Consider the following 20,413-nt stretch of genomic DNA (forward strand, 5'->3'; position numbering starts at 1 on the left):
GCAATGAGGTGGGGCAAGGCTGGCCCGGCGTTGTTGCACCGGCACCGGGAGAACTTCTGTCGAGCTGGCTGCATCGGCTGGCCTTGGCCAATGGAGTTCCGCCTCAGTATTTTGGCCAGGTTTTGGGTGTCGTAGGTGGAGATTGGTCTGCGAAGCTTGACCGAGACCTTCCCGGGCAAATCTTCAAATTGCTGGTCGAGCGAACCCGGTTGCCTGCCGAGGATATTGATGGCCTGGCTTTGCACCGCGACCCACTAGCCCGGTTGCGATTGCGGCAGATCACAGGATCAGGAGATGCCCGCACATCGACCGCTCGGGTCAATCGCCTGCAATATTGCCCGGCATGCCTGAAAGAGGATCGCGCACCGTTCTTCCGGCGCGGCTGGAGCCTGGCGACGCGCGTTTCCTGCTTTCGGCATGGATGCCGCTTGCGCGATCACTGCCCTGCCTGTGGCGGCGGCATTGCGCCTGCTCGACAAAACCGCCTTCTGCCGCAAAATTTCTGCGTCTGGTGTGATGCTGATCTCCGAAAACCCACCCTGCCTGCCGAGTATGATGCGCAGCGTTTCGAGCGGCTCATCGACGATTTGCTTCGAGTGCATGTTGCGGGACATGGACGGCATGGGAAGACATCCCTGCCCGCCATGCTTGGAGCGGCTTGTTTCGCGTTCAAGGGCGAGACGACGTCAATTTCGCGCCTGCCGCACCGGGTCCGCTACGTATTGTTCCGCCAGTTGGCCGATGGAATGACGCACCTCCAAAAACGTTCCGTGCATCCTGCAATTGATCTCTGGACCCGCATTGCACTGGCTGCGCCTAAGCATTCCGACTTGGTGGCGTCATTGAGTGCAGAGATCACGTCACGGATAACACCGCGAGCAAAGGCGCGCTCCAGACATTCTGATTTGGCAGGTTTACAGCTAGCCATCATCCGCCTTCATTCAAACCGCCGCACATCATTGGCAACGGCTATGCCTGCCAATTGATGACCCCTGCATCCTCCATCTGCTCCCGATCGGGCAGGTCCTGCAGCGACTCCAGATCGAAAGCGACCAGGAACTGCTCCGTCGTCACATAGGTATAGGGTGCCCCGCGCCGCGGCGACCGTGGCCCGGTGACGATCAATCCACGCGCATGCAATCTTCCGATCAGGTCGCGGCTGATCTCTTTGCCGAAGATGTCTTTCAGGCCGTCCCGTGTGATCGGCTGGTGGTAGGCGATGGCGGCCAGGACAGCGACATCGTACTCGCGCAGATCGAGGTCCTGTTCACCTATATCAGCGGCGGTCCGGATCGCCGGGGCGTAGGCGGGCCTCGTCCTCAGCATCCAACCGCCGGCGACCTCTGTCACTTCGAATGATCGGCCGTCAAGGTCAGCGGCCAGGTCCTCGATCAGAAGCTCAACCGAAGCTCCCTGCCCTACCACCCGAGCCAGGTCCTCGCGAGGGACCGGCGATGCACTGGCGAAGAGAACGGCTTCAATCCGCCGCATCCATTCGCGCCAGCGCAATTCGGCTGGCAGATCGTTCAGTTCCCGATCGAAGTCCGTTTCGGCGTGATCCTTGGCCATCGCTCAGATCCCGTAGAGCCGGAACGTGTCGCGGCCGGTCAGCTCGCGCACCGCGCCGAGATCGACCAACCGGTCACAGAGCCGCCGTGCGGACCGGTCCGGTAGTGGCAGGGCCGCAGGCGCGACGGCATCTTGGGTCAGGAACATCGCGACGGCGGCCTCCGCGCCTTTGGCGCGCAGCTTCGGCGCGACCGCTTTGAGATGCGCTGCCCGCCGCGCGAGGTCAGTTGAGAGACGCATGGCATCGACCGCCGATGAGACGAGCGCACGATGACAAGCCGAGCGTAGGTCTTCGCCTCGCTTGCGCATGTCGGCGCGTTTCAGGCCTGTGGCCAGAAGCGGCACGACATGATCCCAAGCAAGCGCCTGAGCGAGGGTCGCGTCAGCAAGGACGAGCGCGGGCACCTCGGCACGGGGGGCATAGTTTAGTACCGTCTCCAGCACCATTGCCGCGCGACTGACCGGTGCCCCCTGCCCGGCATCGAGCCAACTCGCGATCTGATCACCCTGAAGTTCAGGCAGCGCCCGGACCAGAGCTTTCACGGTCACCGGCCTTTCCGTGGCGCGACGCCACGCCTGACAGGTTTCGCCTGCCGGGCCGGGCAGGTCGACGGGGCGCAGCAGATGGACCACGTCGCGCAGCTCCCCTGTCCGCTCCAGACGACCCGAAAACGCGACACAAGCCTCCGCTGCGCGCAGTGCCAGCCGATCCCGTAACAAGGCTTGGGGGACCACCTCTCGCCCCAACACAAGATGCAGGTGGCTCAGTGCTGCGCCCGACAAAAACGCCACATCTTCAAGGGTTTCGGCGCGTGCCGAGGTGACCCAGGGAGGCATCTGGGGTAAGCCAAGAGGGTCGCTGACGAAGGTTGGCCGGACATATGTCATGCCACAACACTATCTCGCGGCGGCGCTTTTGACTACCACATAGTGTAGAAACCGCCCCTCTTTGCCAAGCCTTTCTGTGTCCAATAAGTTTGCATTATCGGACATATTTGAAGTAAGCTCCATAGCATGGAAGAAACACCAGAAATTCAGCCCCCAGACGCCGAGAAATCGACCTCAGCGCCCTCCGATTCGAACAATCAAGCTCAGCGCGACGAGAGAGACCAAGTCAGCACCGACCCCATCGCCCTACCGGCCCATGTGGCCGGGTCCGGCACGCTCGACCGGCTTGTCGACACCGCCCGTGATTACGCCAGGGCCTCGACCGCCGAGAACACCAACAAAGCTTATGCCGCCGACTGGAAGCACTTCGCGCGTTGGTGCAGATTGAAGGGAACGGATCCCCTCCCCCCGTCTCCCGAAATGATCGGGCTCTACCTGACCGATTTGGCAGCGCCGGCGAAAGGCACCCCTGCCCTCTCCGTCTCTACGATCGAGCGCCGCCTGTCCGGCCTGGCCTGGAACTATGCGCAACGCGGCTTCTCGCTCGATCGCAAGGACCGCCATATCGCCAACGTCCTCGCTGGGATCAAACGCAGGCACGCGCGCCCGCCTGTGCAAAAGGAAGCGATCCTGCCCGAGGACATTCTCGCCATGGTGGCCACCCTGCCCTTCGATCTGCGCGGCCTGCGGGATCGGGCGATCTTGCTGATCGGCTTTGCAGGCGGTCTGCGCCGCTCCGAAGTCGTCAGCCTGGACGTCAGCAAAGACGACACGCCTGACAGTAGCGGATGGATTGACGTCTTCGAAGATGGCGCGGTTTTGACATTGAACGCAAAGACAGGCTGGCGCGAGGTGGAAATCGGACGCGGATCCTCAGAACAGACCTGTCCTGTGCATGCGCTCGAGCAATGGCTGCATTTCGCCAAGATCGATTTCGGCCCCGTGTTCACCCGCACGTCGAGGGACGGGAAGCGGGCGATGGACGAGCGGCTCAACGACAAGCATGTCGCGCGCCTCATCAAGAAGACGGTGCTGAAATCCGGCATCCGAGCCGAGCTGCCCGAAAACGAGCGCCTTGCGCTGTTCTCCGGTCACTCGTTGCGCGCCGGTCTCGCAAGTTCGGCCGAAGTCGATGAGCGCTTTGTCCAGAAACAGCTCGGACACGCCTCGGCCGAGATGACCCGCCGCTACCAGCGCCGTCGCGACCGGTTCCGGGTGAACCTAACCAAAGCAGCCGGTCTCTGATCGCACGCTCATTCGGTCGTTTATTGGAGATATCTTAAATTGCAAACGGCCGGATTTCATGCCCCTGATTGGCTATGCGCGCGTATCGACAGAGGATCAGACACCCCTGCCCCAGTCTGAGGCCCTGCAAATCGCGGGATGCGTCGAAATCTTCGAAGAACACGCCTCAGGCGGCAATCGCGCGCGGCCAGTGCTTGCGCGCGTTCTCGAACGCGTTCAGATCGGCGACACGCTGGTCGTCGTGCGGATCGACCGGCTTGCGCGGTCCTTGTCGCATCTTCTCGAGGTGATCGAGAGTCTGGAGGCGAAGGGTGCCTTCTTCCGCTCCCTGCAAGACCCGATCGACACGTCCTCACCGCAGGGCAAGTTTACGCTGCAGGTTCTGGGCGCCGCAGCCGAGTTCGAACGCGCTCTGATCCGCGAACGCACAAAGGCCGGGCTTGCCTCTGCGCGCGCCAAGGGTCGCGTTGGTGGCAATCCTGGGCTAAGCGCCAAGGATCCCGTCGCGCTGCGCAAGGTGCGGCTGGCGCGACAGGACGGCTACATGGAGCGCCTGAACGAGACCGCGCAGGATTGGGTACCCCATGTGCGCCGCTTGCGCCCCGATATGGCTTGGGAAGACGTCTTGCAGATTATCAATGGCCCCCTGCCCCATGATCGACGCTGGACGCAAAGCCGCTTGCTTCGCGCCGTAAAGGCATATGTGCGCGACGGGTTTCTGCCCGATGAAGTGCTTGGCCGCGCCGGACGCCGCGAAACCGACGATCGCCTGCCTGCCATCGTGGCGGCCATCAAAGGTTCGGACCCCGATATCACGCTACAGGCGATCTGCGACCGATTGGAATCCATGCGTGAGCGGACTCCACGGGGACGTACAAGCTGGCAACCGTCCTCCGTCAGGATGCTGTTGGAACGGGCGGAGCGACTTGGGTTGCTGGTCAGGCAAATGGATTGACGACGCGCAGCCGATCTTCGACCAGCAATCCGTCGTGCATGTCCTCAGTCCATAACGTCGTGCACCCAGCGATCAGCGCGGCAGACACGATCATCGAGTCATAGACCGATAACTGGTACTTCGCTGCCAACGCGCGACCCACTTGATGGGTTTGAATCGTGAGGTCCTCGACAGGGCATAAGGACTTAATACCCTCAAGAAACGCTCCGGTATCTTCCCAACTGAGACCAGCTTTCCGTCGGCAATTTACCATCGCTTCGTTCAGGACCTGAACGCTGATCCGGGGTCCCTGCCCCAGAATTTCCTCCGCCCTCTCAGCCTTTGGACCATCGTCGAGCAGGTAGAGCACAACATTCGTGTCTGCGAATTCAGCGCTCATGCGCGGCGTCGCGGCTTAGACGCGCGTCCTTGGGCAGTTTTCCGCGAAACCGCCTTAGCCCTTGTAGAACTTCATCGGCGCGAGGTTGGCGTCTCACAAGAATGGTTCCATCGTCCTTTACCAGGTCGACCTGATCGCCTTCCTTTAAGCCGAGTTCTCTCACAAGATCCGCGGGTAGCCGGACGGCAAGGGAGTTTCCCCATTTGGCAACTTGCATCTTGTCCTCTCATGCATGGATAAACATCCAATAATGTATATCCAGAACTGCCAAAAGGCAAGCTCTGGTGCGCTCAAAGCCATGCTGGAGCCCTCCGACAAGAGTTCTCCCCTGTCCCTTTTCGTGAGATGCGGTGCGTTACACCATGCAGCAGGAAGCCTAACAGCCTTGTGTTCGGTGACGACCCGCCCACTAGATGTGGAAAAACCTTGCGCGAATCCGACTCTTGCGCCAATAGTCACGGAAACGAGGCAAAAAACGTCAATTTCCGTGAACACGCCAAAGACGCGATGTCTCGGAAGCGAGAGGGCAGATGGATAATACCTTTGTGCATGAGGATCTCAACGCGGTGATCCGCCAGCATTCGGAATGGCTGGCGAACCAGTTGCATTCGCAACGTGAGAGCCTGTTTCCACCCGATGCCGAGAAGACCATGCGCAAATTCACCTCTGGTGAGGCTGCGGCGCTGCTCGGCGTAAACGATTCCTATCTTCGCAAACTCAACTTGGATGGCAAAGGGCCTTCTCCCGAGCTGACCGCCGGCAACCGTCGTCTTTACTCGGCGCAGGATATCCAAGCGCTGCGTGTGCTCCTTGAAAAAACCGCTCGCAAGCCGGGCGATTACGTTCCCGGACGACGAGAGGGTGATCATCTTCAGGTCATCGGCGTGATGAATTTCAAGGGCGGGTCCGGAAAAACAACAACCTCTGCCCATCTCGCCCAACGGCTTGCCCTGCGCGGATATCGTGTGCTGGGCATTGATCTTGACCCACAAGCTTCCTTCACCGCGCTGCACGGCGTTCAGCCGGAATTGGACCTCGAAGATGGCGGCACTCTCTACGATGCGATCCGCTATGAGGACCCGGAGCCGATCCGGTCGGTCATCCGCAAGACCTATATCCCCAATTTGGACTTGATCCCCGGCAACCTCGAATTGATGGAGTTCGAGCACGACACCCCGCGCGCGCTGGCGCAGGGCAATGCCGGACTTTTCTTCTTCCGCGTGAAGGAGGCGCTGGCCCAGGTCGATGAGGACTACGACGTGGTCGTCATAGATTGCCCGCCGCAGCTTGGCTTTCTGACCATGTCCGCCCTGTCCGCGGCCACGGGCGTTCTGGTGACCATCCATCCAGAGATGCTCGATGTGATGTCCATGTCGCAATTCCTCCGCATGACAGCCGACCTCATGGACGTGATTGCCGAGAGCGGCGCTGACATGTCTCATGACTGGATGCGCTATGTTTTGACCCGCTACGAGCCGCAGGATGCGCCGCAGAACCGCATCGTGGCTTTCCTGCGAACAATGTACGGCGAAGCCGTGCTGAATTCGCCCATGTTGAAGTCTACAGCCATCTCAGATGCGGGCCTGACCAAGCAGACACTTTATGAAGTGGAACGCAGCGCGTTCACGCGTTCCACCTATGATCGCGCGATTGAGAGCCTGAATACGCTAAATGACGAGATCGCCGACCTAATCCAGAAAACCTGGGGGCGCACATGACCAGTGGCAAGAAGAAGCGCATGTCAATGCTGGACAGTCTCGCGGCAGCTGGGGCCCCCTCCCCTGCCCCTCAGACAGGTGCTGTGACACCGATGATGACCTCGAATCGTGCCCTTCGGTCCGCCCGCGACGCGGTCGATTCCCATCATGTTTGGGAACTGGACCCGGCGAGCATCGAAGACGGGCGTATGGCGGACCGGCTTGACCCGGCCGATGTAATGGATTTGCGCGATGCGATTGAGGCGAACGGTCAGACTGTTCCGATCCTCGTGCGACGTGCGCCGGGTGAAGATGATCGCTACCTTTTGGTCTATGGGCGACGCAGGCTGGAGGCGATCCGTCAGTCCGATAAGGTTACCAAGGTTCGCGCGTTAGTCACCAACCTGGATGACGACAGCGCTCTGCGTGCTCAGATTTCGGAGAACATGGGTCGGCGCGATTTGTCTTTTATTGAAAAGGCCCTGTTCGCAAAGGACCTTGTGTCGTCCGGCTTCGGAAATCAATCTCAGGTTGCAGAAATTCTTACCGTCACGAAGTCGTCCATATCTATGGCGATCGCGATCGCGGACATGGTCGGGCCGGATCTGGTACGCGCCATTGGCGCCGCCCATGGCATTGGCCGACCCCGATGGGAATCCCTTGGTCGGGCCATCGACGAGAATGGTCTGGACCGCGAGGACCTTATCGGGATCGCGAAAGAGGCACGTGAAAATGCCGAGACCTCCATGGTGGTGGATGACATTGCCTCTACCAATGACCCGTCCATCCAAACGTTCCTGGCCGTAGAAAAGGCTGTGACCAAGGCGATTAAACCGGCCAAGTCGCCCTCCCCTGCCCCACCTTCCAGCGTCCCGCTGAAGATCGGCGGCAAACGCGGCGGCACGGTCAAACGCACTGCCAAGGGCCTATCGATCGAGTTGGCGGATGGAGACTTCGCCGATTGGGTCGAGACGCAAGTGCATGACATGATTGAAGACCTTCACGAACGCTGGAAGCAGCGGTCGGAAGACTGAGGAAGAGCAGAAATCAAAGAAGGAGGCACGAAAAGGCAAAAGAAAAGGTCCCGCAAAGCGACCACTCCACGAGACCCTAACTTGTTTCTAGCACCTTCAAGGTAGTGTCCGGAGCTATTTTCCGCAAGTCCAAAGTGATTCGCGGACCGGGATATTTTTGTCTTCGTGAATGACAAAATGGACTACACGCCCGTAACGCCGTTCCGGCGAACGATAGATGCTGCCATCCTGAAACATCAGGCAGCGACCCAGGAAGACCTGCCCCCAGTCGGCGCCAACAAGTGGGAGGTCCTGAGGGAGCTCGCTGCCGCTCGAGTCGCGTTCGGCTTGTCCGATCGGGATTTGACGGTGCTTCAGGCGCTGGTCAGCTTTCACCAAGCGACAATTCTCGGAGGCAATGACAGCGAATTGATTGTACATCCGTCCAACAAGGCGATTTGCGAGCGCCTGAACGGCATGCCCTGCTCGACGATGCGGCGCCACCTCTCCAACCTTGTGCAGACTGGCTTTGTTGTCCGGCGCGATAGCCCCAATGGGAAGCGCTATGCCCGCCGCTACGGCGACGAAAAGGTTGCGTTTGGGTTCGACCTCTCTCCGCTCGTTCGACGCTTCCAGGAGGTTTGTGAGGCCGCTGAGACCGTCCGGGCCGCAGAAGAGCGGTACAAGCGCCTACGTGCCACTGTGAGCCTCATGCGGCGTGACCTCGCAGGGCTGGCCGAGTACGGGCGCTCACTTCGTCCGGATCAGGGCGTCTGGGACCAATTCTCTGATCTTGCGGCCCTAATGGCCCGAGATCTTCGCAGAAAACTCGAAATGGAAGACCTTAGGCGCATCGAAGACTCTTTGGGGTCAGCCTTAGATCACGCCAGAAACCTTCTGGATGGCTGTGAAACAGAAAATATGAGCACCAATGATGCTGTTTCTGAGCAGCACTATCAGAATTCAAATAAAGACTCTTATGATCTTGAACCTCGCTTAGAAAAAGCGCGGGGCGGAGGCGTTGCGCGCGATATTCCAGAAGTTGCCGATAGCCCTCTGTGTTCTGAAGATGAGGCGAACCCAACGGCAATTACTGACGATCAACTGATGCCGAATATACCGCTTGGTCTCGTCCTCGCCTCCTGTCAGGAATTCAAAGCTTATTCCGAGCAGCCTGTTCGCCACTGGCACGATCTGGTCCGTGTAGCTGATGTGGTCAGGCCCATGATGGGTATTTCCCCGTCCGCGTGGGACGAGGCGAAACGCTATATGGGTCCCGAAGAAGCGTCTGTTGTGATCGTTGCAATGCTTGAACGGTTTGCGGATATCCGATCACCTGGAGGCTACTTGAGAACCCTATCTTCAAAGGCAGCAATTGGGGAGTTCTCCTGCGGTCCGATGATCATGGCCTTGATGCGGCGGGATGCTGCATGATGAGTTCACAGCTGTGAACTCGGCTGACAAGTAGGATAGCTCGGGATAGTTCACAGCTGTGAACTTCTTTCCAACACGGTCAGAGGCAGCGCTCGCGGACTTGGCCAGAAACAGGGTGCTTCGGTTGCCAGTCACACGGGCATGTCACCGTCTCCAAAGAGGTTTGGAAAGAGCCGCTCTCGATAATCCAACGGAAACGCCAACCGAACCGGCGTCTTCGGCGAGACGGACGTCATGTATCCGGCGGCGGTCAGTTTACTCAGCGTGTTGCGAGCAGTACGCTCGGACGTCTTGAGCACAATCTGCGCATCGCCTCGTTCCAGTGCCCCATGACGAAGAACCGCCGAGATTAGTTCCGGCGCTCGCTTGTCATCGATGGTATCTGCAACAAGACGACGATACCGTTGGTCCAATCCGCCGAGATCGAACAATCTTGCTGAGAAGCTGATCTGGTCGAGCGTCACCTTTAGGAACCATTCACTAAACGTCTTCAGTGCCGCTTCTGACAGGTTCCCCCGTCCGTCGCGGTCTCCGCGGCGTGGACTGTCGGCCAGATCCATCATCCGTTTGTACTCGCCCCGATCGGTTAGCCCGCGGGCCAGCCCACGTGATACGGACCAGAGCCCTTGGCCACCAATCCCCGCTGTGAGGGCCATGGCATGAGACATCAGTCTGCTGACACGGCCGTTACCATCCGGGAAAGGGTGGATGTAGTTGAGCCGGTGATGCGCAGAGGCGATCGCAATGATCCGTCCGCTCGAAGACCGCGCCGCAATCTGAAATCGTTTGTCGAAGTGGTCCATGAATGCCGCGACGCGCGACGATGAAGGAGGTAGGTGGCGCCCGACCGCAACTTCCCGATCATCATCCTGGCGCATGCGTCCCGGAACGATGGGCTCTTGTGTGCCGTCGGGATGTTCGATGACCCGAAACTCATTCGGCATCTCGTCGTAGAAGCTCTTATGGACCCAAGTCAGGAATTCGACGGATGTGGGGCGGGGCAGGGTGCCCTTGCGATGCATCTCGTCGATGGCCCGTTGAACGATGACGTGCGCCCGGGCCTCAAGGGCGAGGGGACGGGTTTCTTCCTCAAGCTCGGCACCAGCCAGCGCCCTTTCGATATCGCGGGGGCGCGTGTTGTGTTCTTCGATCAGGTTGGAGTAATAGCAGTTCATCACACGGACGAGATCGGCAAGCTCAGCTGCGCTGTCAGGATGCAACCCTTGTCCCAGCCCGGTGGCTTCCCTCTGGATGTCGACCGAAAGGTCTGCCAGTTCTGTAGGAATATGCTCCTCGAAGAAGCAGGGTTCGATCCTGGCGGGTGTTTCCAGCATTTTGCCGATCTTCCATGTTTGCAAAGTATTTGAAAAATAAACACATTTCGTACTTTCAAGCAAGGTTTTGCCGATATGCGTTGCCGATCTTGCCTGCCGATCTGGAATTGCTGCATGAAATCAATGGCTTCGGCAGATGTGCCGGGCTTTTCGGTTTTGTTGTGTGCCCAAAGGGGCCGGAAAAAGAGAAAGTGTTCTTCGGGTTTTGTGACTGACGGATGAGGGCCTTTGGGGTCCCTCAGATGGGTCCGGGCCGGGTTCCGGTCTGCCGTTCCGGATGAAGGGCATTCCTATGCAATCAGGTGTCTTGCGCGTGCTCCGCGCAACCGCCGCCTCCTGGTGGCGGCATAGAGAGCTGCGCCGAACTGGCCAGAGGGCGCTGGCACAGCGGCTCGAACGCCAGACCGTCCTGCGTGATCTCGGCTATCTGAAGCAGGCGGCGTCATTGCCAAACGCGCATGTGATCTGCGGGGAGGGTGGGACATTCCTCCATCTCGGTTGGACCACCGTGTCGACCTTCGCGCCGATCGAGCGCTTTCCCTTGGCCACTCTTGCGGTCGCACGTGGCACGCCGTTCATCGATATCCGACTCGTCACCGATGTCATCGCCTTCGCGAACCTGCCGCGGGTGACGCGGGACGGATCGGTCGACCCTGACTCTTCGGGTCCCGGCAAGTCCGTGTCGCTGACCACCTACATCGACATGGTCGAAGCCCTCGGTGGCAGGATCGCCAACGATCCGCGCCCCTGTCGGTCAACCTAGTCACCACTCCCTCTCACCAAAACTCGAAAAGGAGGCCAGCCATGGCCCGATCCCGTACGCCCAAATTCGATGCCTCCGAGGTCATCACAAACGAAATCATCCGTATCATTGAGCGCGGCGTCCTGCCCTGGCGAAAGCCCTGGACCGCAGGCGGCAGCTCTCGCCCCCTGCGCGTGGGGGGTGAGCCCTACCAGGGGGTCAACAACTTCCTGCTGACGATGCGCACCGTGATGGCGGGCCACAGCTCGCCCTTCTGGATGACGCTGCCTCAGGCCAATGCCTTGGACGCGAAGGTGCGCAAAGGCGAGAAGTCCTCTGTCGTTGTCTACTACGGCCAAAGCCGGAAAGACGCCGATGGCGAGGACGACCGTAGCAGCGGGGATGATCACTCCGAGGAAGCCCGCATCTTCCGCTTCCAGAAATCCTACCGCGTGTTCAATGCCTGCCAGATCGAGGGCTTGCCCGACAGTTTCTACCCTGACCCGGAGCCCGTGCCCGAGCATCCGCCGTCCGAGCCCATCCCGCACATGCAAGCGTTTTTCGATGCCATCGACATCACAACCGTCTTCACGGGCACGGAGGCGTACTATTTGCCCCCCGTGGACAAGGTCTACATGCCGTCCATCACGCGGTTTCAGGACCCGCGCAATTTCTACGGGGTCTGGGCCCATGAGCTGGCCCATGCCACAAAAGCCCCCCATCGGCTGAACCGCGATTTCGGGTTCTCGAAGTTTGGCAACACGTCCTATGCTCGCGAGGAGATCGTCGCGGAATTGACCTCGGTGTTCCTGGGTCAGACGCTGGGCTTTACCGCGCATACGCTCGAGATGAATGCCGCCTACCTCCACAACTGGTTGCGCGTTCTTCGGTCGGACAAGGGCGCAATCTTCCGGCACGCCGCGGACGCGCAGCGGGCCTGCGACTATCTGATCGCCAGATCGGAGGCGTGCAGGGCAGGGGAGGGCGCTGAGGCAGCATGACCTATGCTCTTCCGCAACGCAGAAAATGGCAGCTTCGAGCCCACTTTGACCGATGCTGCGTAAAGGATGTATCGCTGCTTTCGAGGGCGGTAGAAAACCTGCTTGATCGCAGCCGCGATGCGGAGGGAAAGCAGCGCCGAGTTGTCGGAACGCGTGAACCAAAAGGCGATCTAATCGAACGATTCAGCGCTTCACCCCGTCTGCGGCTGCCTCTCAAATACTGCGCGGTGCCCAGAGAATAATACCCGCACCGACAAGGCAAATGACCGCTCCAACTACATCCCATTGATCCGGGCGATGCCCTTCTACGCCCCATAGCCACAGCAGGGACGATACGATGTAAACGCCACCGTAGACTGCATAGGCGCGGCCCGCCTGATCGGCGGGGCTGAGCGCCAGTAGCCAGGCGAAAGCGACAAGGGACAGCATGCCCGGTGCCAACCAAAACACGCTCTTGTCCAGCCGGAACCAGGCCCAGAAAGCAAAGCATCCGGCAATTTCGGCCAGCGCAGCGGCGAAGTAGATAAGAACCGTCTTCATCGGGCCAGACATACGTTCCGAGGAGGATCGGGTCTATTGCGAAAAATCTTTCAAATTCAGAGAAGCGAGCCCAAATCCGATCCAACACTTGGATAGGCCGCCGTCATCGACTTAAGTTGCTTGGCCGCCAGGCCCAGCTTGATTGCCAGCCCGAAGAAATTGATCAGTTCGCCGTATTCCGGGCCGAACAGGTGCGCGCCGAGGATCTTGCCGTTCGACTTGTCCACGAGGACCTTCGCGGCAGCAGAGGTCTCGCCGATCCGGTAGTTCGAATACCAATCGCCAGTGTCGGTGAACCGAACATCGACATCATACCCGGCGTCCCTTGCCTCACTTTCCAACATGCCGACACGCGCCACTTCCGGGACTGTGAAGACGGCTGTAGGAATACCGGCATAATCCGGTGCGGTCTGAGTGTCTTTGAGCATGTTGGAGGCCGCGACCTTCCCTTCGATCACTGCGACTGGCGTCAGCGGCATGCCATCGGTGTCGGCGGAATCTCCGGCGGCAAAGACCGCGCTGTTTGTCGTGCTTTGCAGATGCGGGGCTACAACGATGCCCTTGTCGCTGTAATCAACACCAGCCGCCTCAAGATTCAGATCGGCCAGGGCTGCCACACGGCCCGCGCCATGCACGACCAGATCGGTTTCGATTGTTCGGGTTTCATCGCCCGACTTCACCTCGACAGTGAATGCTCTACTGGCTTCCGAGACCGATACGATTTCGGTTTCGCGCATCAGGTCCACGCCGATACCGCCGCTGCGGTCGATCAGCATTTCGACCAGATCGGGATCGAAGCCGCGTAAGGGCCGGGCGCCACGATCCACGATGATCGGGTTGGCTCCGGCCCGTGCGGCGATATGCGCAAACTCGAAGGACACGAAGCCGCCACCGATAAAAAGAACCCGATTGGGAAGGGCCTCCAGGTTGAGGAAATCCGTGCTGTCGATCACGAGATCGGCCCCTGTGAAGCTCAGCGGCCTGGGCATGGCACCGGCGGCCACGAGGAACCGTTCCGACTGATATGCCGTTCCATCGACCTCCAGCGTGTTGCTTCCCGTGAACCGCGCGGCTCCATGCAGGGTTTCGACGCCGTTGCCCGACAGGCCCTTTTCCATCTTGTCCGGCACGGGATCGGTGAAGCCACGCTTGTGTGCCATCAGATCGGCCCAGTTGATCGACAGATCACCGGGATCGATCCCCTTGCCCTGCATGAGCCGTGCCGCGTCCATGATTTCCGCACCGCGCCGCAGGATTTTCTTTGGATCGCAGCCGCGCAATGCGCAGGTGCCGCCGTAGGGCAGCGCATCGACAATGGCGACACGCCATCCTGCCGCGCCACATTTGTTGGCCGCGGCCACGCCCGCCATGCCCGCCCCGATGACGATCAGGTCGTAGTCTTCATTCATTCTCCGGTCCTTGTCCTGATCTTCATCCGGCGCAGCAGCTCAACTTTGCCACGTCCATATCGAAGGTTTGCGCCGCCAGCTTCAGCCCTTCCACGGTCGTCAGATAGGGGAAGATCGTCTCCCCGAGCGCCTTTGTGGTCATGCCAAACTTCAGCGCCATAACGAGGGTCTGGATCGTATCGGACCCCTCGGGCGCGATGATCTGGCCGCCAAGCAGCCGGTCGGACTTTCTGTCCGCCACCAGCTTGATCAATCCGCGCGTGTCGCGTGCGGCCAGTGCGCGCGGCACCTGATCGAGCGGTACGATGGACGTCTTGACGTCGAGGCCCGCGTCCCGCGCCTGGGCTTCACCGAGACCGACGCCCGCGACCTGCGGGTCGGAAAATACCACCCAGGGCATCGCGGCGTTGTCGTAGCGATGGTCTTCGCCGAGAACCGCATTTTTGGCCGCGAGCTTTGCACCATAGGCCGCCATATAGACGAACTGGTCGCGGTCGGTCACATCGCCTGCGGCATAGATGCCGCGCACCGATGTCTGCATGTCCTCGCCGACGACGATGGACCCACGCGCGTCGGTTTCCACGCCGATTGCGTCCAGGCCCATATCTTTGGTATTGGCCCGCCTGCCAGCGGTCGAAACGAGGTGATCCGCCGTCACTTCGACAGGCTTTCCGTTCTGGATCACGCGCAGTGTCACGCCCGCGTCGTCGCGGCGCACAGTGTCGTAGCTTAACCCGGTCAGAAGGGTGATGCCTTCGGCCTCGAACGCCGCCGCCAATGCCTCCGAGACCTCTGGTTCCGCGCCGGGCAACAGATGCGAACGGGCGACAAGCGTGACCTTCACGCCCATGCGGCTCATCATCTGGGCCAGCTCCGCGCCGATGTAGCCCGCGCCGATGAAGATCAGGCTTTTCGGCAGTACTTCGAGTTCCAGAAGACTGGTGCTGTTGAGCGCGCCGATTTCCTCGATGCCGTCGATGGTCGGCAGAACGGGACGCCCGCCCGTGGCGATGATGGTCCTCGGTGCTTTCAGGGTTCGCTCACCGACTGTCACGCCACCTTCGATCAGCCGCGCGGGACCGGCGTCGATGTAATCGACATCCTCATATTCCGGCAGAAGGTCCGCGTATTTCTTCTGGCGCAGGGTCGTGACCAGATCGTCCTTGGACTGAACGAGCGTCTGCCAATCATCCACTTGTGCCCGTCCCGACAGGCCGGGGAACCGCTTGGCAGCCCCCGCACAGTGCACGGCCTCTGCCGCACGGATCATCGCCTTGGAGGGCACGCATCCCACGTTGACGCAAGTTCCGCCGATGGTGCCATGTCCTACGAGGGCGACACGCTTTCCGGCATCCGCGCCGGTAATTGCGGCGGAGAACCCCGCCGATCCGGCCCCAAGAACGATCAGGTCATAGCCGCCCTGTTCATCGTCGTTTTTGTTCAGGTCTTTCATCTCAGCGCGCCTCGCCATGTTCGGGGTCTTTTGGTCTGGCGGCGAGCAGATATATGACCGCGCCGATGGCGATCAGCGGTGTCAACATGCCGAGGAGGCCGAAGACCATGCCGGTGGCGGTGCAACATCCCATCATCATAAGAGCGATCCTTTCTTTTGCGCACGGTTCAGGAGAACCGCGTAGAGTGCTGTGGCGGCGAAAACGCCGATTGTGATCCGTATTGCGAACCTGAATTCGAGAAGAATGATCAGGATCGACAGGGCCACCGCGAGGCCGGTGGCCCAAAGTTTCGGGGCCGGTCCCGGTTTGCCAGCGCGCAGCCAAAGGGCCTGTGCCACCACGGCGAGGCTGAAAAACAGCAGCGGGAACAGGGCGTAATCGAGCCAGCCCGTGAGGGCCGACAATCCGACGCCAGCGACGATGACGACCAGAAGCGGTGTAAAGCAGCAGAGCGCGGCGAAGAGCGCACCGCCAAGCCCCCATTTCAGCAGACGGTCGGAATTTTCAGGTGTGTCAGTCAAGGAGCCGTCTTTCTTTGTGATGGGTCGGGGCCGGAGGCGCGTTTCATTTGCGAACGACGCAGTGCGCGGACGATCAGGTAGGTCAGACCCGCCAAAACCAGCACGGCAATGCCACTCATTCCAGAGAGCCAAGCCCCAACGCCGCCGAACAACGCTGCAAGCACGGCAGTTCCGCCGCCGCAGCAGACGACCACGACCGGAGCTGCTATTCCGAAGGCCAGCAGGCCACCCATCAGATTGTCACGCATTGCAGGAGATTGTCACGCATTGCAGGCGGCTCAGGAGGCTGTGTCGGGCAGCACCTGCGCCGGATAGCCATTGGCCGTCACCGCGCCGATGATGCTTTCGATGGAAGTTTCGGCGTCATCGTAGGTCACGCTGTAAACACCCTGCCCGTATTCGGGGCCGTCCTCGAATGCGGCGATCTCGACCGACGGAACACCGCGCATCGAGCTGGCAACAATGAACGAACAGGACGGGCATGTCAGTTCGCTGACGGCGATCTCGACCTGGCGCTCTTCAGCGAGGGCCGGGGTCGAGAGTGCGACGATGGCCAGGGCGGATAACAGGAGATGCTTCATGGTCATGGTCCTCGTTCAGAATTTCAGGATGAAGGGGGTGATGTAGGGAAAGATCATGGCGACAGCGACAATCGCGGAAGCGGCCCAGAGGGTTGCGCGCATGATGCGGCGGTCGATGGGGCGGGCGCAGGTGCCATCGGCACAGGCCTCGGCATCTACAGGCTTGTAAGCCTTGTAGAAGCCGTATCCCAAAAACGCGGCGCTCAGCGCGAAGGTGTACCATTTGTAGGCATAGAGCGCCCCGAGCTGCGCGATGAACACGCCTGTCACGCCAAAGCTGACCAGCACCAATGGAAGGATGCAGCAAGAAGTCATCGCCAGCGCACCGAGGACGCCGAGGCCGGTCACGCCCCATCCCTTGGTGGTTTCGTCGCCAATTTTCTGCGACTGAGATTGCGGAAGTTCCGCCAAATGTTGTTCCATCGAATCTTCCTTGAACAGATGTTTCCACCGTTCTAGGGTCTGTAGTTGATACAGGCTCAAGGGATTTTTCGGCACAATGAGTAACACAAGCGTGAGATCAATTCGGCGGGGCGATTTGGCCCGCGCAACGGGCTGCAACCTGGAAACCATTCGCTATTACGAGAAAATCGGGATCATGCCGGACCCGCCGCGCAGTACGAAGGGCTACCGAAGCTACGACGATGCCCACGTCAAGCGGCTGAAATTCGTCATGCGGTCCCGCGATCTAGGCTTTTCTCTCGAAGAGGTTCGCGGGCTGCTTGGGCTGGTCGATGACCGATCCCGGACATGCGCCGAGGTGCAGATCATCGCCGAAGATCATCTGACTGACGTTCAGGCCAAGATTGCCGATCTGCAGCGCATCGAGCGCGTCCTGTCGGACACTGTTGCGCGATGCACCGGCGATGCTGCCCCAGAATGCGCGGTGATCGATGCGTTACTCGATGCTTAGTCCACCCTAAAGAAGAGGGGGCAACGGACCTTCGTGAACGGCGCAGCGAAAGCCCGAAAAGTCCCGCAGAGCGGACTATTGGAACTGTTTGGTTCGGGCAGGTTTGGACCGGGTTCCTCCGCCAAGCGGAAAAGGAAAAGTGGGCTTTGAGAAGGGTGTTTCAAACCTCTCAAAGGAGATCCCCATGTCCATGAATGTTCAACCCCAGCCAGACCTTCCGGATCCGACCGTGATCGCGGCGCAAAACGACGCGTTTCGCAAGCTCGCGTGCCTTGGGGTGCCGCCCGCGCAGCCCATCCAGGGCCGCATGCATGTCACCCGCGCGCTTATGGAGGCCGGTGACGGCTTCATGGCCGAGGCGGTGAAGGCGACCGGTGCGTTTGATACATTCGAGCCTGAGAATGATCCCGAGGGATGGCACGATTTCGGGGCGGTCGAGATCCGGGGCGAGACCGTGTTCTGGAAGATCGATCTCTACGAAGCAGACTCGGACTTCCGCTACGGGGCTGAGACCCCGGACAATCCTGCCACCACCATGCGCGTGCTGACCATCATGCTGGCGCGCGACTGGTAGGGCAGGGGACTCCTCCCCCTGACATCTGAGACGATGAAGGCCCGCTGAACCCTCAAAGGGAAAGTGGGCCTTTTGTCGTGGTGATCCCTGAAGCCGGGGATTGGTCACGCGCGTGAGCGCGCGGGCCACACCTCACCCTCCTGGAAGGATATCCCATGACCACAAGCTTTGCTCCCCTTACCGTCGCTATCGGCGATCTGACAGCACACCCCGCCAATGTGCGCAGCAACGCGCCGGAAACCTATGACCCCGAAAACATCGCCCATCTGAAGGCCAGTATCGCTGTGCTGGGCCTACTCCAGCCGCTCTTGGTTCAGAAGCTTGACGGCAAATATGCTGTCCTCGCCGGTGGCCGGCGCCATGCCGCGCTTAAGGAGCTGATCGCTGACAAGGCCACCAAGGGGTTCACCGCGAAAACCAAGGTGGACTGCCGCCTTGTCCCTGAGGAGTGCGACGTCACCACGGCACTGTCGCTCGCCGAGAACATCACCCAGGCACCGATGAATGCCATCGACGAGTTCGAGGCCTTCGCCCGGATGATGGAGGTCGACGGCCAGACGCCCGAGACGATCGCAAAGACCTTCGGCGCCACGGTGGCGGCCGTGAAAGGCCGGTTGCGCTATGGCCTTATCCACCCCGACATCCGCGCCGCGGCCCGGGGCAAGGTGATCACGCTCGACACGATGAAAGCCTTCGCCGAGCACCCGAGCCAGGAGGCGCAGCGCGAGGTCTTCGAGGCGCTCACAAAAGACGGCGGCTATCTGCAGGCCTACACGGTCCGTCAGGCGCTCAAATCCCGTGGGGTGCAGGTCAGCGACGCTATCGGGGCTTTCGTGCGCGCGGACTACGAGGCGCGTGGCGGTGCTGTCGCGGCTGACCTTCTGGAAGAGCATTCCGTGCTTGAGGATGCAGCACTGGTCGAGACCATCCTGCTCGAGAAGCTCGGTGCCGCCGCCGAAGAGGCCCGTATGAGGCTGGGCTTTGCCTGGGCCGATGCGATAGTCCGCTATGATTACGCGACCATGGCGGACTATGGCCGCGTCTATCCCGGCCCGATCGATCCGGATGAAGCGGCCCAGAAGCGCATCGATGAGATCACCGCAGAACTCGAGAAGCTGCAGCTCGAGATGGAGGATGAGGGGCTCGAGGACGGTGCCTACAATGCCCTTTACGAGCGCGTGGACGCCTTGGAAGAAGAAGCGCGCGATCTGCAGGAGGCCTACAGCGCCGAGGACCTCGCGCGGTCCGGGGTGATCGCGTCGTGGCAGGGTGGGCAGATCACGCTCCATATTGGCCTCGTCCGCCCCGAGGACACCGTGAAAGTGGAAGGCGCGCGCAGTTCGTCGGTCAACCGAACGGGCGAGGAGGCCCCGGACGCAGGCGAAATCAGCTACCCGGCCTCATTGGCCGAGGACCTCAAGACCGAGCGGGCCATGGCCCTTGGCGCCGCGATGGCGCTGCATCCGGAGGCCACGCTCGATCTGACGCTCTTCAAGCTGGTCAGTGATGTTCTGGCCAGCGGTATGAGTGTCACGCAGGCGATCAGGATCGAGGCACGCAGGGAATACCGCACCCACGCCAAGATGGACGAGATCGACGAGACCTCGCTCGAGCAGGTGGCGGCGGCGCATGATGCGCTTGACCTCTCGTGGCTTGATGACACCCGCGCGCCCGCCGATCAGTTCGCGGCGTTTCGCGCGCTAGAGCCGGGCGAGAAAGCCAAGCTCGTCGCCTTTGCAACCGCGAGCACCACGCAGTCCTGCTTCGCGCGGGACCGCCAGCGCGACAGCCTGATGCATGCGTTCGAGATCGAGATCATGCCCGACATCCGCGCCCACTGGACGCCGAATGCGGCGCTCTTCAACCGCTTCAAGAAGGCTTGGCTCCTGAAGATCCTCGGCGAGGATCTGGGCCTCGCCCAGGAGGCGGTGACGCTGGCCTCGTCGAGCAAGAAGGAGATCGTCTCCTTCTGCGACAAGCTCTTTTCAGAGCCCTTCGCGACGCTCACGGACGCGCAGCGCGCTGCCGTGGCCGCTTGGTGCCCGCCGATGATGCAGACCGCCGGTGTCGCCTTTGATGAGGCGGAGCCCATTGCGGACACCCCGGAGCGTGACAGCGAGGTCGCGCAAGCGGCCTGAGCCATCACGCGACCCGCGCGAGGCAT

General features: G+C 60.6%; 24 protein-coding genes. 11 read left to right on the forward strand and 13 right to left on the reverse strand.

From position 1 onward, the window contains the following. Nucleotides 1–8 precede the first annotated feature (8 nt). The gene (locus tag J7416_RS18630; RefSeq protein WP_209226956.1) at nt 9–986 is read left to right on the forward strand and encodes a TniQ family protein; all 978 of its coding nucleotides are present in this window, start codon (nt 9–11) and stop codon (nt 984–986) included. On the opposite strand, the gene J7416_RS18635 is transcribed toward J7416_RS18630, so the two are convergent. Beyond that, entirely contained in the window at nt 970–1,569 is a 600-nt protein-coding gene (locus J7416_RS18635; RefSeq protein WP_209226957.1) for an SMC-Scp complex subunit ScpB, read from the reverse strand. The genes J7416_RS18630 and J7416_RS18635 overlap by 17 nt on opposite strands. Before the next feature lie 3 nt (nt 1,570–1,572). Further along, nucleotides 1,573–2,457 (reverse strand): DUF1403 family protein, encoded by an 885-nt coding sequence (locus J7416_RS18640; RefSeq protein WP_209226959.1) that lies wholly within the window; start codon nt 2,455–2,457, stop codon nt 1,573–1,575. A 126-nt stretch (nt 2,458–2,583) separates the two neighbouring features. Between J7416_RS18640 and J7416_RS18645 the strand changes: the two genes are divergently transcribed. Beyond that, nucleotides 2,584–3,702 carry a tyrosine-type recombinase/integrase gene (locus J7416_RS18645; protein WP_012187369.1) on the forward strand — a complete coding sequence of 373 codons (1,119 nt, stop codon included), beginning with the start codon at nt 2,584–2,586 and terminating at the stop codon, nt 3,700–3,702. A 58-nt stretch (nt 3,703–3,760) separates the two neighbouring features. Beyond that, nucleotides 3,761–4,657: a recombinase family protein gene (locus J7416_RS18650; RefSeq protein WP_027263653.1), complete on the forward strand. Its 897-nt coding sequence runs from the start codon at nt 3,761–3,763 to the stop codon at nt 4,655–4,657. On the opposite strand, the gene J7416_RS18655 is transcribed toward J7416_RS18650, so the two are convergent. Both J7416_RS18655 and J7416_RS18660 read right to left on the reverse strand, forming a co-directional pair. Continuing rightward, the gene (locus tag J7416_RS18655) at nt 4,641–5,036 is read right to left on the reverse strand and encodes a PIN domain-containing protein (RefSeq protein WP_017467198.1); all 396 of its coding nucleotides are present in this window, start codon (nt 5,034–5,036) and stop codon (nt 4,641–4,643) included. The two genes, J7416_RS18650 and J7416_RS18655, sit on opposite strands and share 17 nt — an antisense overlap. Beyond that, nucleotides 5,026–5,253 (reverse strand): AbrB/MazE/SpoVT family DNA-binding domain-containing protein, encoded by a 228-nt coding sequence (locus tag J7416_RS18660; RefSeq protein WP_009815510.1) that lies wholly within the window; start codon nt 5,251–5,253, stop codon nt 5,026–5,028. The genes J7416_RS18655 and J7416_RS18660 overlap by 11 nt, the downstream gene beginning before the upstream one ends. A 313-nt stretch (nt 5,254–5,566) precedes the next feature. Between J7416_RS18660 and repA the strand changes: the two genes are divergently transcribed. From repA to repC, 3 genes are all read left to right on the forward strand, one after another. Continuing rightward, nucleotides 5,567–6,754 (forward strand): plasmid partitioning protein RepA, encoded by a 1,188-nt coding sequence (repA, locus tag J7416_RS18665; RefSeq protein WP_027263652.1) that lies wholly within the window; start codon nt 5,567–5,569, stop codon nt 6,752–6,754. Then, on the forward strand, nt 6,751–7,767 hold the full coding sequence (gene repB / locus J7416_RS18670; protein WP_057796633.1) for a plasmid partitioning protein RepB: 1,017 nt from the start codon (nt 6,751–6,753) through the stop codon (nt 7,765–7,767). Before repA ends, repB begins: the two co-directional genes overlap by 4 nt. Nucleotides 7,768–7,944: 177 nt before the next feature. Beyond that, nucleotides 7,945–9,180, forward strand: coding sequence for a plasmid replication protein RepC (gene repC, locus J7416_RS18675; RefSeq protein ID WP_064260193.1), 1,236 nt, complete (start codon nt 7,945–7,947; stop codon nt 9,178–9,180). Between the two features lie 131 nt (nt 9,181–9,311). On the opposite strand, the gene J7416_RS18680 is transcribed toward repC, so the two are convergent. Beyond that, on the reverse strand, nt 9,312–10,514 hold the full coding sequence (locus J7416_RS18680; RefSeq protein WP_209226960.1) for a Fic family protein: 1,203 nt from the start codon (nt 10,512–10,514) through the stop codon (nt 9,312–9,314). A gap of 277 nt (nt 10,515–10,791) precedes the next feature. On the opposite strand from J7416_RS18680, the gene J7416_RS18685 reads away from it, so the two are divergent. Both J7416_RS18685 and J7416_RS18690 read left to right on the forward strand, forming a co-directional pair. Further along, on the forward strand, nt 10,792–11,277 hold the full coding sequence (locus tag J7416_RS18685) for a hypothetical protein (RefSeq protein WP_057796630.1): 486 nt from the start codon (nt 10,792–10,794) through the stop codon (nt 11,275–11,277). A gap of 41 nt (nt 11,278–11,318) precedes the next feature. Then, nucleotides 11,319–12,257 carry a zincin-like metallopeptidase domain-containing protein gene (locus J7416_RS18690; protein WP_064260190.1) on the forward strand — a complete coding sequence of 313 codons (939 nt, stop codon included), beginning with the start codon at nt 11,319–11,321 and terminating at the stop codon, nt 12,255–12,257. A gap of 213 nt (nt 12,258–12,470) precedes the next feature. Here J7416_RS18690 and J7416_RS18695 read toward each other — a convergent pair whose 3' ends face one another. The 8 genes from J7416_RS18695 to J7416_RS18730 are packed head-to-tail and all read right to left on the reverse strand — an operon-like array spanning nt 12,471 to nt 17,185. Then, on the reverse strand, nt 12,471–12,797 hold the full coding sequence (locus J7416_RS18695) for a YnfA family protein (RefSeq protein ID WP_209226961.1): 327 nt from the start codon (nt 12,795–12,797) through the stop codon (nt 12,471–12,473). 56 nt (nt 12,798–12,853) lie between these two features. Beyond that, the gene (locus tag J7416_RS18700; RefSeq protein ID WP_017467591.1) at nt 12,854–14,206 is read right to left on the reverse strand and encodes an NAD(P)/FAD-dependent oxidoreductase; all 1,353 of its coding nucleotides are present in this window, start codon (nt 14,204–14,206) and stop codon (nt 12,854–12,856) included. 22 nt (nt 14,207–14,228) lie between these two features. After that, entirely contained in the window at nt 14,229–15,677 is a 1,449-nt protein-coding gene (gene merA / locus J7416_RS18705; protein ID WP_082631153.1) for a mercury(II) reductase, read from the reverse strand. Continuing rightward, nucleotides 15,661–15,798 (reverse strand): hypothetical protein, encoded by a 138-nt coding sequence (locus J7416_RS18710; RefSeq protein WP_007803572.1) that lies wholly within the window; start codon nt 15,796–15,798, stop codon nt 15,661–15,663. Before J7416_RS18710 ends, merA begins: the two co-directional genes overlap by 17 nt. Then, entirely contained in the window at nt 15,795–16,181 is a 387-nt protein-coding gene (gene merF / locus J7416_RS18715) for a mercury resistance system transport protein MerF (RefSeq protein ID WP_007803570.1), read from the reverse strand. The genes J7416_RS18710 and merF overlap by 4 nt, the downstream gene beginning before the upstream one ends. Next, nucleotides 16,178–16,429: a hypothetical protein gene (locus tag J7416_RS18720; protein ID WP_072629817.1), complete on the reverse strand. Its 252-nt coding sequence runs from the start codon at nt 16,427–16,429 to the stop codon at nt 16,178–16,180. The genes merF and J7416_RS18720 overlap by 4 nt, the downstream gene beginning before the upstream one ends. A gap of 30 nt (nt 16,430–16,459) precedes the next feature. Continuing rightward, entirely contained in the window at nt 16,460–16,762 is a 303-nt protein-coding gene (locus J7416_RS18725) for a hypothetical protein (protein WP_040545980.1), read from the reverse strand. Nucleotides 16,763–16,777: 15 nt separating this feature from the next. Further along, on the reverse strand, nt 16,778–17,185 hold the full coding sequence (locus tag J7416_RS18730; protein WP_007803565.1) for a mercuric transporter MerT family protein: 408 nt from the start codon (nt 17,183–17,185) through the stop codon (nt 16,778–16,780). Nucleotides 17,186–17,261: 76 nt separating this feature from the next. On the opposite strand from J7416_RS18730, the gene J7416_RS18735 reads away from it, so the two are divergent. From J7416_RS18735 to J7416_RS18745, 3 genes are all read left to right on the forward strand, one after another. Then, complete coding sequence (locus tag J7416_RS18735) at nt 17,262–17,675, forward strand: helix-turn-helix domain-containing protein (protein WP_153218054.1); 414 nt, start codon at nt 17,262–17,264, stop codon at nt 17,673–17,675. 184 nt (nt 17,676–17,859) lie between these two features. After that, nucleotides 17,860–18,249 carry a DUF3768 domain-containing protein gene (locus J7416_RS18740; protein WP_064260186.1) on the forward strand — a complete coding sequence of 130 codons (390 nt, stop codon included), beginning with the start codon at nt 17,860–17,862 and terminating at the stop codon, nt 18,247–18,249. 155 nt (nt 18,250–18,404) lie between these two features. After that, nucleotides 18,405–20,387: a ParB/RepB/Spo0J family partition protein gene (locus J7416_RS18745; RefSeq protein WP_209226963.1), complete on the forward strand. Its 1,983-nt coding sequence runs from the start codon at nt 18,405–18,407 to the stop codon at nt 20,385–20,387. Nucleotides 20,388–20,413: the final 26 nt, after the last annotated feature.

The sequence above is a fragment of the Ruegeria sp. R14_0 genome (assembly GCF_017743975.1).
Classification (GTDB): domain Bacteria; phylum Pseudomonadota; class Alphaproteobacteria; order Rhodobacterales; family Rhodobacteraceae; genus Ruegeria.